Annotated in this window: 12 protein-coding genes; 6 read left to right on the top strand and 6 right to left on the bottom strand. The window is 65.2% G+C overall.

All coding sequences use genetic code 11. The annotated features are described in order from the left end of the window. The first annotated feature begins 26 nt into the window (after window positions 1–26). The 4 genes from NY78_RS09560 to NY78_RS09545 all read left to right on the top strand — a co-directional run bounded on the left by NY78_RS09560 (window position 27) and on the right by NY78_RS09545 (window position 3,402). Window positions 27–671, top strand: coding sequence for a GDSL-type esterase/lipase family protein (locus NY78_RS09560; RefSeq protein ID WP_043634875.1), 645 nt, complete (start codon window positions 27–29; stop codon window positions 669–671). Window positions 672–816: 145 nt separating this feature from the next. Beyond that, on the top strand, window positions 817–1,380 hold the full coding sequence (locus NY78_RS09555) for an EF-hand domain-containing protein (protein ID WP_043634873.1): 564 nt from the start codon (window positions 817–819) through the stop codon (window positions 1,378–1,380). A 152-nt stretch (window positions 1,381–1,532) separates the two neighbouring features. Then, window positions 1,533–2,978, top strand: coding sequence for a sigma-54-dependent transcriptional regulator (locus NY78_RS09550; protein ID WP_043634870.1), 1,446 nt, complete (start codon window positions 1,533–1,535; stop codon window positions 2,976–2,978). Between the two features lie 94 nt (window positions 2,979–3,072). After that, entirely contained in the window at window positions 3,073–3,402 is a 330-nt protein-coding gene (locus NY78_RS09545; RefSeq protein WP_043634867.1) for a hypothetical protein, read from the top strand. A 12-nt stretch (window positions 3,403–3,414) separates the two neighbouring features. Here NY78_RS09545 and NY78_RS09540 read toward each other — a convergent pair whose 3' ends face one another. Both NY78_RS09540 and NY78_RS09535 read right to left on the bottom strand, forming a co-directional pair. Continuing rightward, window positions 3,415–4,326, bottom strand: a complete 912-nt coding sequence (locus NY78_RS09540; protein WP_043634864.1) for a lytic murein transglycosylase — start codon at window positions 4,324–4,326, stop codon at window positions 3,415–3,417. 658 nt (window positions 4,327–4,984) lie between these two features. Beyond that, on the bottom strand, window positions 4,985–5,638 hold the full coding sequence (locus NY78_RS09535) for a DedA family protein (RefSeq protein ID WP_043634862.1): 654 nt from the start codon (window positions 5,636–5,638) through the stop codon (window positions 4,985–4,987). Window positions 5,639–5,773: 135 nt separating this feature from the next. On the opposite strand from NY78_RS09535, the gene NY78_RS09530 reads away from it, so the two are divergent. Together NY78_RS09530 and NY78_RS09525 are read left to right on the top strand one after the other, a co-directional pair. Further along, the gene (locus NY78_RS09530; RefSeq protein ID WP_043635097.1) at window positions 5,774–7,054 is read left to right on the top strand and encodes an RsmB/NOP family class I SAM-dependent RNA methyltransferase; all 1,281 of its coding nucleotides are present in this window, start codon (window positions 5,774–5,776) and stop codon (window positions 7,052–7,054) included. Between the two features lie 22 nt (window positions 7,055–7,076). Then, a complete protein-coding gene (locus tag NY78_RS09525) occupies window positions 7,077–7,925 on the top strand; it encodes a class I fructose-bisphosphate aldolase (protein ID WP_043634859.1) in 849 nt (282 codons plus the stop codon). Between the two features lie 64 nt (window positions 7,926–7,989). Here the strand turns inward: NY78_RS09525 and NY78_RS09520 are convergent, their stop codons facing one another. The 4 genes from NY78_RS09520 to NY78_RS09505 all read right to left on the bottom strand — a co-directional run bounded on the left by NY78_RS09520 (window position 7,990) and on the right by NY78_RS09505 (window position 15,520). After that, window positions 7,990–10,098: a SpoIIE family protein phosphatase gene (locus tag NY78_RS09520; RefSeq protein ID WP_043635095.1), complete on the bottom strand. Its 2,109-nt coding sequence runs from the start codon at window positions 10,096–10,098 to the stop codon at window positions 7,990–7,992. 316 nt (window positions 10,099–10,414) lie between these two features. Then, complete coding sequence (locus tag NY78_RS25240; RefSeq protein WP_047960114.1) at window positions 10,415–12,505, bottom strand: methyl-accepting chemotaxis protein; 2,091 nt, start codon at window positions 12,503–12,505, stop codon at window positions 10,415–10,417. A gap of 216 nt (window positions 12,506–12,721) precedes the next feature. Continuing rightward, window positions 12,722–14,575, bottom strand: coding sequence for a chloride channel protein (locus tag NY78_RS09510; RefSeq protein ID WP_043634856.1), 1,854 nt, complete (start codon window positions 14,573–14,575; stop codon window positions 12,722–12,724). A 6-nt stretch (window positions 14,576–14,581) separates the two neighbouring features. Beyond that, entirely contained in the window at window positions 14,582–15,520 is a 939-nt protein-coding gene (locus NY78_RS09505; RefSeq protein ID WP_043634854.1) for a bifunctional riboflavin kinase/FAD synthetase, read from the bottom strand. Window positions 15,521–15,570: the final 50 nt, after the last annotated feature.

Below are 15,570 nucleotides of genomic sequence, written 5' to 3'. Positions count from 1 at the left end.
GATGTATGCGTAAGGAGAGGGGAGTGATGGTTGCGGCCTGGTTGCGGATGAGCGTCGTTTTGGTGGCGCTGGTTATTTGTGATGTGCCCGATGCACTGGCCAAGACGGTTTTTCTGGGCGGCAGCCAGACGGCCGGCTGGAAGCACATGGGCCTGTTTAAAGACGTGGTGAACAAGGCGGCGGTCAGCAACACCACGGCCAAGATTCTCAAGACCCTGGGACCGGTGGTCGGCCAGAAACCCGAAAAGGTCTTCATCCTTGAGGGCATAAACGAACTCTACAGCCCCAATGCCGCCATCCTGGCCCGCTACCGCGAGATCTTGCTGCGCATCAACAAGGGGTCGCCCAAGACCATGATTTTTGTGCAAAGCGTGCTGCCGGTGGTCAACCGGCCTGACCTGTCCAATGAGAAAATCATGGAGCTTAACAGCGGCCTCAAGGCCCTGTGCGCCGATATGCCAAACTGTGTCTACATTGATCTTTTCAGCCATTTCGCGGTCAACGGGGCCTTGAACGAGAGCCTGACCACCGACGGCGTGCATCTGCGCCCCGACGGCTACAAGCTGTGGCAGGCGCTCATTGAAAAATACGTCACCCAGCCCAATGACGTGCTCGCCCGGCCCGACACCGTGGCCGGCCTGAAGCCGCAGCAGGCCTCCAGCGCCAACTGAGCGGCGGCCTGGACGTGGAAAGCGATCAAGCGGGCTTCGGCCCGCTTTTTTTTGCGCCGCCGCCGCTCTCCCCACTGCCCAAAAGTCCGCTCCTGTGGTATGGGAACCTATCGGACTGCCAACCCTGTTGCCGAAGGAGGGACCCATGAAACGCACGCTGTTGCTTCTCGCCGTCCTGCTGACGGTCCTGGCCCTGGCCGCCACCGCCCACGCCTGGAAGAAACCGCCTTTTGCCGCTGTGGACAAGGACAAGGACGGCGTCCTCGTTTTTGAGGAAATCGTGGTCTTCAATTCCGGACTGACCCTGGAGGCCTTTGCCCGCATTGACCTCGACAAGAACGGGAAGATCGACAAGGCCGAATACGCCGCCATGGGCGGACGGCAGGCGGCCGGCAAGAAGACCAGGGCGTGGTGGCGCTGTTCGTCCAAGGAAGGCATGGGGCTGTACGCCCAGGGCACGAACCTGCTGCTGGCCGGCAAGAACGCCGAAGCCGCCCTGATCCTCAAGCAGGCCGTGACCAAACCGCTTTGCGTGGACTACCTGAGCTTTGCCTATTACAATCTGGGCGTGGCCTGCCAGCGTTTGGGCGATGCCGCCTGCGCCCGGGCCAATCTGGAAAAGGCCCGGGCCTTAAACGTCAATAATGTGGTGCCGCCCAACATGTTCGGGCTGGAAGGCTGGCCGAGAAAGCCCGGCGTCGGCCAATAAGCAGGAGCCTCAAAGGCGCTTCGCATGGCCCCGCCGGGCACTGAGCCCCACCCGGCGGGGCCATGGCCTGCGACCCTTGACAGTTCGCGGCTAGGATGGTCATCCCAACAGGGGGACGCGCTGCGGCCAGCCGCACGCCCCGGAGGCTCACCTTGGGCAACGTGCTCATCATCGACGACGACCAGACCATCCGCGACGCCCTGGCCCGGGTGGTGGGCCGGCTGGGCCATACCCCGACCCTGGCCTCGACACTGGCCGAAGGACTCAGCCGGGCCGGCAACGCCGAGGTGGACGTGGTCTTTCTCGACGTGCGCATGCCCGACGGCAACGGCCTCGATGCCATCAGCGCCATCCGCCGCTCCCCCTCCGGCCCGGAAGTCATCGTCATCACCGGCTGGGGCGACCCGGACGGAGCCGAACGGGCCATGCGTCAAGGGGCCTGGGACTATATCGAGAAGCCGCCCACGGTCAAAACCATGACCGCCCCGCTGGTCAGCGCCATGGAACACCGGCTGCGCGGCAGGGCCAGCGGACAAGCCGCGGCCTTCCGTTTCCCCGGCATCCTCGGCGGCAACTCCAGACGCGCCCAGTGCGTCGAACAGGCGGCCCGGGCCGCAGCCAGCGACGTCAACGTGCTGCTGACCGGCGCCACCGGCACGGGCAAGGAACTGTTTGCCCGGGCCATCCACGACAGCAGCCCCCGCCGCGGCGGCGCTTTTGTGGTGGTGGACTGCGCCGCCCTGCCCGCCTCCATTGTCGAAAGCGTGTTGTTTGGTTCGGAAAAGGGCGTGTATACCGGGGCGGATCGCAAACGCGAAGGCTTGCTGCTGCGGGCTCACGACGGGACGCTCTTTCTGGATGAAGTGGCTGAGATGCCGCTGTCGGTGCAAAAGGCCTTTTTGCGGGTGCTCCAGGAACGCCGGGTGCGCCCTGTGGGCGGGCTGGAGGAAACGCCGTGCCATTTCCGGCTGGTGGCCGCCACCAACCAGGATTTGGAGGCCATGGCCCGGGATGGGCTTTTCCGCGAGGACCTGCTCTTTCGTTTGCAGGGCGTTGGCATCGAACTGCCGCCTCTGGCCGGCCATCCCGACGACATCCTCGATTTCGCCGGCTACTTTGCCGCCCAGGCCGCCAAACGCCAGGGTCTGCCCTCACGTCCTCTTTCCGACGAATTTTCCCGGGCGCTTCTGGCCTATCCCTGGCCCGGCAATGTCCGGGAACTCAAAAATACCCTGGAAGGGGCCTTGGCCCTGGCTGCGGCCGACGACGCCCTGCTTCCGGTGCACCTGCCGCTGCACATCCGGGTCATGGCCGCCCGCAACCGGGTCACCGGGCGCTCCGCCGAAACCGAAGACCCGGGGCCTTTATCCGGCCTGTGGGGCCTGTCCGCCGCCGCCCCGCTGCCGCAGTTCCGGGATTTCCGCGACAGCCGCGAAGCGCAATACCTGCGCGAACTCGTCGCCCGCCACGGCGGCGACATCAGCCGGATGCTCGACATCTCGGGCCTGTCCCGCTCACGTCTCTACGCCCTGCTCAAAAAACACGGCGTCCCGGCCAGTCGGGCCGAGAGCCGCCAGCCTTTTCCCGACCCAGTCTAAAGAGCGCCCCCGCCGGCTCCGATGAGAGGAAAAAGGGGATCAGGTCCGGTCGGCGCAGCCTGCCGCCAGAGGTCTGCCCCAGGCGGTCGGCGGCGTGAAATACATCCTGGTGCTCATCATCATCATCGGCATCGTGACCTACATCTTTCTGGGCAGCCCCAAGCCCAAGGATGAGGCAACGGCTGGCCTTGATCGACGCCAGGAGGTCTGGGAGCGGATCGCCAGTCTCGAAGCCCAGCGGCGGGAAATGCTCACCCGGGCCAAGGGACGCATGGGCTCCGGTCCCAACCGCAGCCGCATGACCTCCCAGGGCGTCTACTACGCCGGCTACCGCGACGGTTTTACCCAGGGCTACTACGAGGGCAGCTTCCTCTCGGCCAGCCGCACGCCCGATCCCCTGTTTTTCAAGGTGCCCAATCCCTGATCACCCCCGGCCTCAACTGCTGCCCAGCCGCGCCCGGATGCGGTCGGCAACCGTCGTCACCGCCAGCACGTACAGGTCGCTGTGGTTGTAGGCATAAACCACCTTGTCCCGTTCGGCCGGGGTCATGCCCGGCTTCCAGCCATAGCCGCGCAGATAACTGGCCACGCTGACAATGGCGTCGGCCGGCGTGAAGAGATCAAGTACGCCGTTGCCGTCGCCGTCCACCCCGAAACGCAGGGCATTGCTCGGCATGAACTGGCAGATGCCGATCGCCCCGTAAATGGACCCCGGAATCGTCCCCGGGGCCTGTTTCTGGGCCGCGGCATAGCGCAGAAGCGCCGCCAACTCCCGGTAGGCCCATTCCGCCCGGTCCCGGGCCGCCCAGTCGGCATAGGTCGAACGGTCGCCGTCCCCCCGAAGCGTCTTCATAAACGGCGAGATCTGGGTCAAATCCGAAGCCCGGGCCAGACTGGCCAGGACGCTTAACGCATCGCGGTCGCCCAGATAAGTGCCAAGCTTTGTCTCGACCAGCAAAAACGCGGCGATAAGCTCCGGTTGCGGCCCAAATTCCCGCTGCGCCCGCTCAAACGCCGCCCGGTTCTCCCGGATATACCGCACCGCGCTGTCGATGGCCGCCGGCGTCAAAAAATACTTGTAATTACTGGCTTCCAGCGTTTTTTTGGTCGGCGCGGGCTTGGGCTCGAACTGCTTGCGCACCATGGCGTCCACCTTGCGGGCCATGATCGACGGCTCATACTCCACCGGCCCCGCAAAAACCCGCTCCAGCCAGGCCCGGTTGAGCCCCTCGGCCTCAAGCCTGACAATCAACGGCTGCCAACCGGCATCCGCCGCCCAGGCCAGCCCCCGACACGTCACACAGGCCAAGGCCAGCACGACCATTCCAGCTATCGCCAATCGTTTCATGGTAATCCCCCGGTCCCAAGCCTAGCGCCGAGGACCATCACTAGGCAACCGCTTCCTGAGGTGAGCGTGGGGGGAGAAGGCGAATCGGGGCTTTGCCCCGAACCCCACCGGGGGGATGATCCCCCCGGACCCCTGCGATAGGGGTGGCAAGCGGGTGGGATGATGTGTGGTGTGTGTGGGCGTCGGAGAATGGGGTCTGGAATTTGGCGGCTGGTCCCGGCCGGAAGCCGCCCGGGACCAGCCGCCAAATTCCAGACCCCAACTCGCCAGCGTCGGGGCTGATTTTGCGCGATCAAAGCCTCGCGCAAAATCAGCCCCGACGCATTTTTGAAAGATGGGACGTATGTGGAGATGATGTCCTGGGTTTCCCGGGCGAACCGGTAGGTTGGAATTGGGGCCGCCGTGCTCCCCGCGCTTCGCGGGGAGTGTCGGCAGCCCCAATTCCAACCTACCATGCGGCAAAGCCGCCAAGCGCTCCCGCCTCCGCAGCAGGTCCTTCACCAGACCGCGCCATGCGTCCCCATCCAGGGGGTCCGGGGGGGATGATCCCCCCCGGCGGGTGCAGGGCAGCGCCCTGCCAGGGTCCGGGACAGCGTCCCGGCGGAGAGGTCCAGGAGAGGCAGCGCCTCTCCTGGTGGGGCCTGGGGCAACGCCCCGGTTATTCAGCCGCTGCCGCCGCCGCGCGTTTGTGGCGGATGTATTCGATGAGGCCGGGCAGCAGCGAGATGAGGATGATGACCAGGATGGCAACGCTGAAGTTCTTTTTGATAAACGGCAGGTTGCCGAAGAAGTAGCCGGTGTAGACGAAAAAGGAGACCCAGATTACGGCCCCGACGACGCTGTAGGCCAGGAATTGGGCGTAGGCCATGCGGGCGATGCCGGCCACGAAGGGGGAAAACGTCCGCACGATGGGGACGAAGCGGGCCAGGATGACGGTTTTGCCGCCGTGGCGTTCGTAGAAGGCGTGGGCTTTGAGCAGATATTCTTTTTTGAAGAAGCGGGTATTTTCCCGTTCAAAGACGGCGGGTCCGACCCGGCGGCCGATCCAGTAGTTGAGGTTGTCGCCGATGACGGCGGCGGCCACGAGCAGGCCGAAGATGATATTGGGATTGAGCACGCCGCCGGCGCACAGGGCGCCGGTGGCGAAGAGCAGCGAATCGCCGGGCAGAAACGGCGTGACGACCAGTCCTGTTTCACAAAAAATGATCATGAATAAAATGAAGTAGGTCCATGTGCCGTAATCGGCGGCGATGGCGTTTAAGTATCTGTCGACGTGCAGGACCATGTCGACGAGCTGCATGATGATATCCATGAACGCTCCTTGGGCTCTTTTGGTGGCTGGCGGGAAATACCTATGCAGGGGGGCGGCGTTTGGCAAGGAGGATTCGCGGCCCGGGCTGGTGCGGCGGGGCTTTTCAAGGGCTGGCCGGCGGGATAGGGTGTGTCCATGGCAGTATGTGATGGCAATGGCGCAGTGGCGCAGGCTGGGGAGAGTTCGGGCCGCAGTTTCCGGCTGGTGTGTGCGTCGGGCGAGCGGGAGCTGGTCGAGGCGCTGTTGGCGGCCACCGGGCATGTGGCCGAGGTCGAGCCGTTTTCGCCGTGGTGCCGGCGCATCGTGACCGAGCCTGTGGCCCTGGGGTTGTCCATGGCGGCGCGGTTTGGCTACATCCATATTCAGGACCGCTCGTCGATGCTGCCGCCGTTGCTGCTTGCGCCGCCGCCAGGGGCGCGGGTGCTCGACATGTGCGCGGCTCCGGGCGGCAAGACGGGATTTCTGGCCCAGCTGGTCGGACGCGAGGGCTTTGTCATTGGCAACGAGCCGTCTCCGGACCGGCTGGCCACGTTGCGCCAGACGCTGGTGCGCGAAAATCTGGCCAACACGGCCACGTGCGCGTCAACGGACCTGTCGCCGCTTTTGCCGGCCGGGTCCTTTACCCATATCCTGCTTGATCCGCCGTGCAGCGGCTGGGGGACCTTGGACAAAAATCCCCAGGCGGCCAAGATCTGGGCCGGGGACAAGGTTGGGCCGCTGGTGGCCTTGCAGCGAAAGCTGCTGGCGACGGCGGCGGGGCTTTTGGCTCCGGGCGGGCGGGTGCTCTATTCCACCTGCACCACCAATGTGGCGGAAAATGAGGATCAGACGCGGTTTGCCCTGGACCATCTGCCGCTTCGGGCTGTGCCCCTGGCCGCGCCGGCCGGGTTTGTGTTCGAGGCGGCGCGGCGGGGGGATGTGTCCGGGGTGTTGCGGGTGGACAGCGCGGCCTCGGCGGCCCAGGGTTTTTATATGGCCCTTTTTGAGAAGGTCGGGGGCGAGGCCTTTGCCGCTGACGACGGCGACCTGCCTGGGGAGGTTGTGCCGGAGAGGGCCTTGCTGGCGGCCGGGTGCGACCTGTCCGGGTTGCCGCCGGGCGCGGTGCGGGCCTTTGGCGAGAAGGTCTTTTTCCTCCATGCCGGGGCGGCCGGGTTGCCGGCCGGGTTTCGCTACCAGGGCTATGCTCTGGGCACGTACCGCTCCGGGGTGTTTCGGCCCCAGGCCCGGGCCCGGCTGCTCATCGGGCGCGGCGGGCCGGGCTTGAACGAGGAGACGCTTTCCCGTATCGAGGCGCTGCTTGCCGGCCAGAGTCTGCCGGCCGGGGATCTGCCGGCGAGGTCCGGGCTTTTCTGGCACGGGCTGCCCCTGGGATTTTTGACGCGAAAAGGTGCGCGGGCCTTGTGGTCCGATAGATAACGACTGTTTTTTTGGAGGATGCATGCACGGAAGTGATCGCAAGCTGGCTCGGCTGTTCCATCCCCATTCGGGCAAGGCCGTGGTTGCCCCCCTGGACCATGGCGTCATGGAGGGGATGTTGCCGGGCCTTGAGGAATTGCCCCGGCTGTTGGAAATGGTCGGGGGATTTCCGGTGCAGGGCATAGTGCTCAACAAGGGCGCGATGCGGGCCCATGTGGCGGATGTGCCGGTGGATGTCTGCGCGGTGGTGCAGCTTTCCGGCGGCACGCGGCATTGCCAGCCGCCCTATGCCCGAAGCCTCATGTGTTCCACGGTCGAGGCCCTGCGTCTGGGGGCGGACATGGTGGCGGTGCAGGTCAATATCGCCAACGAGTTCGAGGACCGGATGCTGGCCGACATGGGGGCCATTGTGGACGAGGCCCACGGCTTGGGCGTGCCGGTGCTGGCGCTTATTGCCCCCAAGGGCGAGCGGGTGGTCAACGAGATGGACCCGAGCCTTATCAACCACTGCATCCGGCTGGGGGCCGAGCTTGGGGCGGATGTCACGGGCGTGCCCTATTCCGGCGACGCGCGCAGTTTTGGCCGGGCGGTGGCTGCGTCGTCGTCCCGGGTGCTGCTGACGGGCGGCCCGTCGCGGGCGGATTTCAAGAGTTTCGCGGCCATGGTCGAGGCGGCCATGGGCTGTGGCGCGTCCGGGACGTGCATCGGCCGCAACGTGTTTCAGCATCCCAACCCGACCGAGGCCATGCGGCGCATTGTGGAGATCGTCCACGGCCGGGAGGTTCTGGAGCTGGCCGAAGAAGCCATGCGGGTGTTGGCCGAGGCCGATCTGGCCGCCGCAGAAGCGGCCCGGGACACGGCCGGGGATTAGCCGGCGCGGGTCGGGAGGGGTTTTTCAAAGGCCGGGCTGTCCCGGCCTTTCGCGTTTTCGCGGGCTACGCCGTGGCCTTGATGACCACCAGCGTCACGTCGTCTTCCAGGGGCAACCCGGCCTTGAAGTCGCGCAGATCCGCCACCAGGGCGTTGACGACGGCCGAGGCCGGGCCGGCCGCTTCCCGGCGCACCACCGCTTCCATGCGTTCCTTGCCGTACATGGCGTCGCCCGGGCTCCTGGCCTCGTGGATGCCGTCGGTATAAAGCACCAGCACCTGCCCCGGCGCGATCCACGGCCGGCGCATTTCCTCATAGGTCCAGTCCGCAACGGCTCCAAGCGGGATGCCCGTGCCTTGGAGCTGCTCGAAACTGTCGCTTGGCGGGTCGTAGAGCAGGCCAGGGTCATGGCCGGCCCGGCACCACAACAGCTCCTTGGACGAACGGTCCAGGCGCAGGAAAAAGAGCGTAATGAACCGGCCGGTCAGGTGGGTGTCCTGGCACAACAGGGCGTTGACCTCGGTCAAGAGCGCCCCGGGTCCGGGCTGGCCCACGGCCCGGCCGCGCAACAGCGCCCGGCCCGTGGCCATAAATAGCGCTGCCGACACGCCGTGCCCGGTCACGTCGCCGATGACGATATCGGCATGGGTGGCGTCGTCCTGGGCAAATTCCAGAAAATCGAAATAATCGCCGCCGGTTTCGTCGCAGTAGAGGCTCAAGGCCGCGATATCCATGCCGTCCATGGCCGGCGGCCGGCCCGGCAGCAGGTGCTGCTGCACCTCCATGGCCAGGGCCATGTCGTTTTTAAGCTTCATCCGTTCCAAAAGCTGCGGGGCCATGTCGTTAAACGAGAGGGCCATCTCGCCCAACTCGTCGCGTCCGCACGGGGCGACCCGGGCCGAAAAATCGCCGGAGGCCAGTTTGCGGGCCGCATCAGCCAGTTCGCGCACCGGCCGGGTGACGGTCTTGGACGCCGGCACGGCCAACACGGCCACCAGCAACACCGCCCCGCCCAGAAACCAGCCGATCTGCCCGGCCAGTCCCGAGACCGCGGTGATGACCCGGGCCTCGGCCTGCTCGGCCGCAGCCACCACCTCTTCGCGCGGCGCAGCCAGCACCACGGCCAGCCGCTTGTTGGCGACGGGGGCAAAAGCCAGGAAGGTGTCCTCGCCCCGGTAGGTCAGCCGGCGCACGCCGCTGCGCCCGGCGGCAAGTTCATGGGTCACTTCGGCCAGGGTGGCCGTGTCCGGGGATTCGATGCGCTCCAGTTCCACCGGCGCAGTCCAGTCGCGGCTTTTCTGGGTGTAGTCGCGGCAGGCCACGATGGCCAGTTCCGGTTTGCCCGCCGTCCCCTGCGTGTCCAGGGAAACGACCATGGACCGCATTTTATCGCTCCAGGTCCGGGACAGGTCGCTTTGCAGGAACAGCTTGGCCATGGGGATGTCCATGGCGGCCACGCCAAGCACCCGGCCATTGGGCGTGCGCAGGGCCAGGGCCATGGAGGCCACGACCTGCCGGGTCGCGGCGTCGGTCATGACGTCCCAGGTGACGCCGGGCTTGGCCGCAGCGTTTTGGTACCAAGGCCGCCGCCTGGGATCGTAGTCGACGGGATAGCCGCCGTGGCCGGGATAGGCGCAGTGCAGGCCCGAGGCCAGTCCCACGTAGCCGAATTGCATGAGGCTTTTGTGGTGGGCGAAAAGTGTGCGGTAAAAGGGAGTCAGGCCGGACATGGCCCGCATTTCCGGCAGGGCGGCTTGCCTGGTCAGCCCCGGGGCGAGATGGAAGACCATATGGTCGTAACTGGCGTTCACGTCGGACCCGCCGATGGGGGTGAGGACGGCGTCGGTGACGGTCCCGGCGTCGAAATCGCTGTCCATGGGCATCAGCGGCGGCGGGGGCGTGGGGCTTTGCACGTCGAGCAGGTGCATGGCGGCGTCGGCGGTCAGCGACAGGGAGGTTTCCAGCAGATCAAGGGTGGCAGCGCAGTGTTCGCCGAACATGTCGGCGGTCTGAACGAGCTCGCCAGCGGCGTTGGCCTCCAGGGCCTCGGCGGTTTTTTCGGCCAGCTCCTGGCCCAGGGTTTCGGTCTTGTGCCAGGCGTACAGGCCCAGGGCGCACAGGGGCGTTATGACCACCACCAGCAGGAAACACAAAAGCTTGGTCCGTATGCGCATGGCCGCTCCGGGAATCTGTTTTGGGATTGCCCAAAAGGCATAGGCTGGAAGCGGCCGGGGGGCAAGCCTCCAGGCGGTCGCCGGGGGGGCGGGGCGCCCCGGCGCATGTTTGCCGGCAGCGGCCACAATCCGGGCGGCGGCCAAACGCCGGAGCAACGGTGATTCCCGTCACGGGCAAGGCAGGGCGATCTGGTCGGCAGTCGGTCGGATTGCCGGTTCGTCCCAAAGACCATTGAAAAACTTCTCCAAGGGCCGGCGGCCGGGGGTATCATCCCCCCGGCCGCCGGAGGCGTCAGACGGTTCTGCCGTCGGCGTCTTACCGGCGCGCTGCCGGCAGGGCCGGGCGGCGGCTTCCGGCCGGCAGGCGTTTGCTCCCGGAGCCGCCGCCCTGCATCTCGTCAATAAGTCCCCGCAACATCTGGGTCTGCTTCGCCAACTCGGACACCGACTGGGTGGATTGTTCCAGGGCTGTGGCCGATGCTTCGGCCAGCCGGTTGATGTCCACGATGCTGCGGTTGATTTCCTCGGTGGTGGCGGATTGCTCTTCGGCCGCCGTAGCGATGCTGCGGACCTGATCGGTGGTGGCGTCGACCAGGGCGACAATGGCCCCGAGGGTTTGGCCGGAATCCTCGGCCAGGGCGGTGGCGTCGTTGATCTTGCCGGCCGCCAGTTCAACGTTGTCGATATTCTTGCGGGTTCCCTGCTGGATGTCGCCAATGGCCTGGCCGACCTCCTTGGTGGCGGTCATGGTCTTTTCGGCCAGTTTGCGGACCTCGTCGGCCACCACCGCGAAACCGCGTCCGGCTTCGCCGGCCCGGGCGGCCTCGATGGCGGCATTTAAGGCCAGCAGGTTGGTCTGATCGGCGATGTCGGAAATGACGCCCAGGATGTGGCCGATGCCTTCGGCCTGCTGCCCCAGGGCGGTCATGTCCACCTTGAGCCCTTCGGCCCTTTTTTGGACTTCGGCGATGCTGGCGATGACGCGCGTCACGATATCCGACCCCGCATTGGCCTTGTGGCGGGCGGTGTCGGCGGTCTGGGCAGCCTTGGAGGCGTTTTGGGCCACTTCAAGGACGGTGGCATTCATCTCTTCCATGGCCGTGGCTGTTTCGCCGACCCGGTGCGACTGGTCCCGGGAGCCATGGCTGACGTGGTCTATCTGGGTCGCAATGGCTTCGGAGGCGTCGCTGACGGCGGCCACGATGCCTTCCAGGGTGGCCGCTGCCTGGAGCATCCCTTGTTCCCGGGCGCTTTCGGCCTGGGATCGGGCGGCCTCGGCTTCTTCCATGGCCGTTTTGGCTTTTTCGGTCTCCTCGGCGGCCCGGGCGCTTTGTTCCTCGGCTTCGCCGATTTTCGCCTTGAGGTTGACGACCATGGCGGCCATGGCCTGCTGGAGGCTGCCTATTTCGTCGCGGCGGTCGGCGTTAAGGGGCGTATCCAGGTTGCCGGCGGCGATGCGTTTGGCGGCGGCGACCAAAGCCCCGACCGGGCGCAGGACGTTGACCGAGAGGATGAACCAGACGCCGGCGGCCAGGAACAGGGCCACTCCGGCCGAAAGCCACACGATATGCAGGCCCAGGCTGCGGGCGCCGGCAAAGGCGACGTCCTTGTTGACGGACATGCCGAGCAGCCAGCCGGTCCGTTTCGATTTCTCGAACAAAATGAGTTTGGCTTTCCCCAGGGACATGACGTCGAGCATGCCGCTTGACTGGCCGGCCATCTGGCGGCCGAAGTCCGTGTCGGTCAAGAGGTTGAATTTGCCGACCAGCGACCGGTCCGGGTGGGCCAGGGTCAGGCCGTCTGCCGTCGTGACAAAGGCGTTCCCGGCCGGGCTGTCCAGGGGGGCGACGAACTGCTCGGTAAAGCGTTCGATCTGGATGCCGGCGGCGATCACGCCAATGGTCTTGCCGTCGCGTTGGATCGGGGCGGCGATGACGAAAACGACTTTCCCTATATCCTTGTTTACGAGGGGGTTGGAGATGAAGTTTTGCCCGGTGAGGGTCTTTTTGACATATTCTCGGTCGGAGGCGTCGACTCCCACGAGAACCGGGTTGGTGGCTGTGGCGACGATGCCCTTGGCGTCGATGACAAGGATATTGTCGAACGTCGGATGACGGCCAAGGACGTCTTTGGCCAGGGACAAGGCGTGGGCTTTGCTGGCGGCGTCGCCGTTGCTCAAGGCCTCTGAGACGTCGTCGGTTTTGGCCAGGGTGATGACTTCATTTTGCGCGCCGTCAATCCAGATATCGACCATGGACAACAGGGCCGATAGATTGGTTTTGGCTTTCTCAACAGACAGTGCCGAGAGCGTATCGGTGCTGCGCGTATACGTCAGCCAGGTGGTCAGGGACATGCCGCATATGATGAGCAGCAATGTTGGTATGATGAATTTTGCTTTTAACTGCATGGCCACTCCTGCTGCGACGCTCAGGTTTTCGAGGGTGCAAAACAGTGCACGCGACCTGGCTGTGGGATGCATGCGTCCCGGCAGCTCAAACGGTTACGCGACTGGACCGGCGGAGGCCGACGCAGGAATAGCCGGTTAATTCATATGATAACTATATAAAATAATACCTGTTGGCCGCGCGGGCTGTCAAGCGCACAGGACCGAACGGAGGGAGGATTAGTCTTCATTTTTGAGGGCCTTGAGTGTGCTGGAATAGGCCGTAAAGACATGGCGGCGGTCAAGCAGACCGAGTACGGCGTCGGGGTTTGTCGCCTCCACCACGGGCAACTGGCTCAAATCCGTTTCGACAAAGAGCATGAGCGCGTCATAGAGCGACATGTCCGGCTGGACCACCACTGGTTGGCGCATGAGGTCGCGCACGAGCACCAGTTCGTGCAGGTTTGGCTCGAACAGAATGTGGCGCACGTCCTGCACCGCCACAAGGCCGGTCAACGCCCCCTGGTGGTTTTTAACCGGAAAGACAAAATTGCTCGTGCCGGCGATGATGTCGGCCAGGGCCTTGAGGGTGACGCTTTCCTCTAAAATGGTGGACCGGCCCGGGGTGAAGACCGAGGACACGGGCACGGATTCGAGGATGTTATTGGTGGCGTCGGCGGTGTGGGCCGGGGAGGCAAACTTGTTGTCCACCTGATTTTCATACAGGTGAATGTCGTCGCAAAGGACGAGGGCAATGGCTGAGCAGAGCATGAGCGGAGCCAGCAGGCCATAGCCCTGGGAAATCTCGCAGACCATGATCAGCGGTCCGATGGGGGCGTGGGCCACGCCGGCGAAAAAGGTGGCCATGCCGACCAGGGTATAGCCGCCGGGCTGGGTGACGATGTTCGGGCGAAGCATATGCCCGATCTGCCCGACCAGACTGCCGGCCGCGCCGCCCAGAAACAGGGCCGGGGCGAACATGCCGCCGCTTAGGCCCGAGCCGATGGTCAGGGAGGTGGCGAGCAGCTTGCCGAAAAAGAGCCCGACCAGAAACAGCATGTCCAGCCGGCCGTTGGCCGCCAGCTCGATCCAGCCATAGCCGCCGCCGCACAATTCCGGAAACCGCCAGCCCAAAAGGCCCATGGCCAGCCCGCCGAGCACCATGGGCAGGATCGGGCCGTAGCGTTTTTTGAGCACCCCGAAGATCTTGAATTTGAAGGTGAAAAAGGTGCGGATAAACAGCCGGGCCGCCAGGGACACAACCACGGCCAGGGCGAGGTAGAAGGGCAGTTCGAAGGCGTTGGTGAAGCGATAGCTCGGGGTGGCCAGGATGGCTGTGCCGCCGAAGACGAAGGCAAAAAGGGTGTAGGCCACAACCGAGGAGACAACCGCCGGCAGCATGGCCTCGGCCTCGAAATCTTCGGAATAAAGGACCTCGACGGCGGTGATGGCCCCGCCAAGCGGGGCGCGGAAGATGGCCCCGAGTCCCCCGGCCGCCCCGGCCAGGAGCAGGATGCGGCGCTGGCGGGCGGTCAGGCGCAGTTTCTGGGCGATAAGCGATCCCAGGCCGGCTCCGAGCTGGGAAATGGGGCCTTCCTGGCCGGCGCTGCCGCCGGCGGCGATGGTCAGGATGGCGGTTGCGCCTTTAAGCGCCGGTATGGCCGGCCGGATGACGCCGCTTTGCTGGTGAAAGGCCCGGATCATGGCGTCGGTGCCGTCAGTGACCCCGTCCAGGGCCTCGGGAATGAAGCGGGACACCAAGAGGCCGGTAATGAGGCCGACCGCCGTGGTGAAGACCGGAATGAGCCAGGGCCGGTAGGGGCCGATCGAGCCGCCCTCCATGGCCTCGCCCGAGGGCTGGGGCAGGGATACGCCGGCCAGTTGCATCTGGAGCAGGTGGGTGAGGCCCTCAAGGCTGGCGTGGAAGGCGATGGCCAAAAGGCCCGAGCCAAGGCCGGCCACAATGCCGAGCACCAGCCAGCGCATGAGGCCGACATGGGTGTAGCGGCGCAACAACTGTCGCCACACCACCCGGGGCCGTCTGAAAAATGATGCTCTGAACTTGGGTCTCGATCGCGGCGTCGGAGTAGCCATGGGGGATCAGGGCCTTGAATCGGGTGCGGCCAGAATCATGCGGGCCAGACCGATATCCTCGCGGATGCGGTGGATGAGTTCTTCCGGGCCGGAGAATTTCTTTTCGGAGCGAATGCGCTGGACGAAATGGACCCGGATGGGCTGATCGTAAATTTTGCCCTTGAAATCGAGGATATGGGCCTCGACAGACAGCTCGAAGTCGCCAAATGTGGGATTTTTGCCGATATTGGCCACGCCCGGCCGGATGGTCCCTTCCACCTCTACCCACACGGCGTAGACCCCGGACAGGGGGACAAGCTCGTCGCGTACGCCCACATTGGCGGTGGGGAAACCGAGCTGGCGACCGCGTTTTTGGCCGTGGACCACGGTGCCGCGCACCTGGTGGAAGCGGCCAAGCAACGGGCGCACGTCCCAGACATTGCCGGCCTGGACCATGTCGCGGATGCGGGTCGAGGACACCACGGCCCCATTGATGATGACCGGGTCCAGGCGTTCGACGCCGAAGCCGTATTTCTGGCCCAGGGCCGAGAGCAGCTCGAAATTCCCCCGGCGGCCTTTGCCGAAGGCGTAGTCGTAGCCGATGACCAGCTGCTTGAGGCATAGCCCTTCGACCAGGGCCTCGCGCACGAACGCCTCCGGTTCCAGGGCGGCCAGTTCCCGGGTAAAGGGCAGGACCACGCAGACCTGGACGCCGCTGGCCTCGATGCATTCGAGCTTGTGCTCAAGGAGTGTGATGACCGGCGGCGCGGCGTTGCCCAGGAGGACGCGTCTGGGATGCGGGTCAAAGGTGAGGGCGACGCTGACGAGTCCGGTGGCTGCGGCCCGGTCGCGCACGCGCTGGAGCAGCTTGGCATGGCCCATATGCACACCGTCGAAGTTGCCGATGGTGAGGCAAACGCCATGCAGGGCTTCGTGAATATCCTCGACGCGGGTGACGACAATCATAGTTGTGAATGGTCCGATGGGCGAATGGGTGGCGGGTAAAGGCCCGTCTC

The sequence above is a fragment of the Desulfovibrio sp. TomC genome, from assembly GCF_000801335.2.
GTDB lineage: Bacteria > Desulfobacterota > Desulfovibrionia > Desulfovibrionales > Desulfovibrionaceae > Solidesulfovibrio.
The sequence above is the reverse complement of the archived record's forward strand: the minus strand, read 5'-3'. Positions and strand labels throughout refer to the sequence as shown.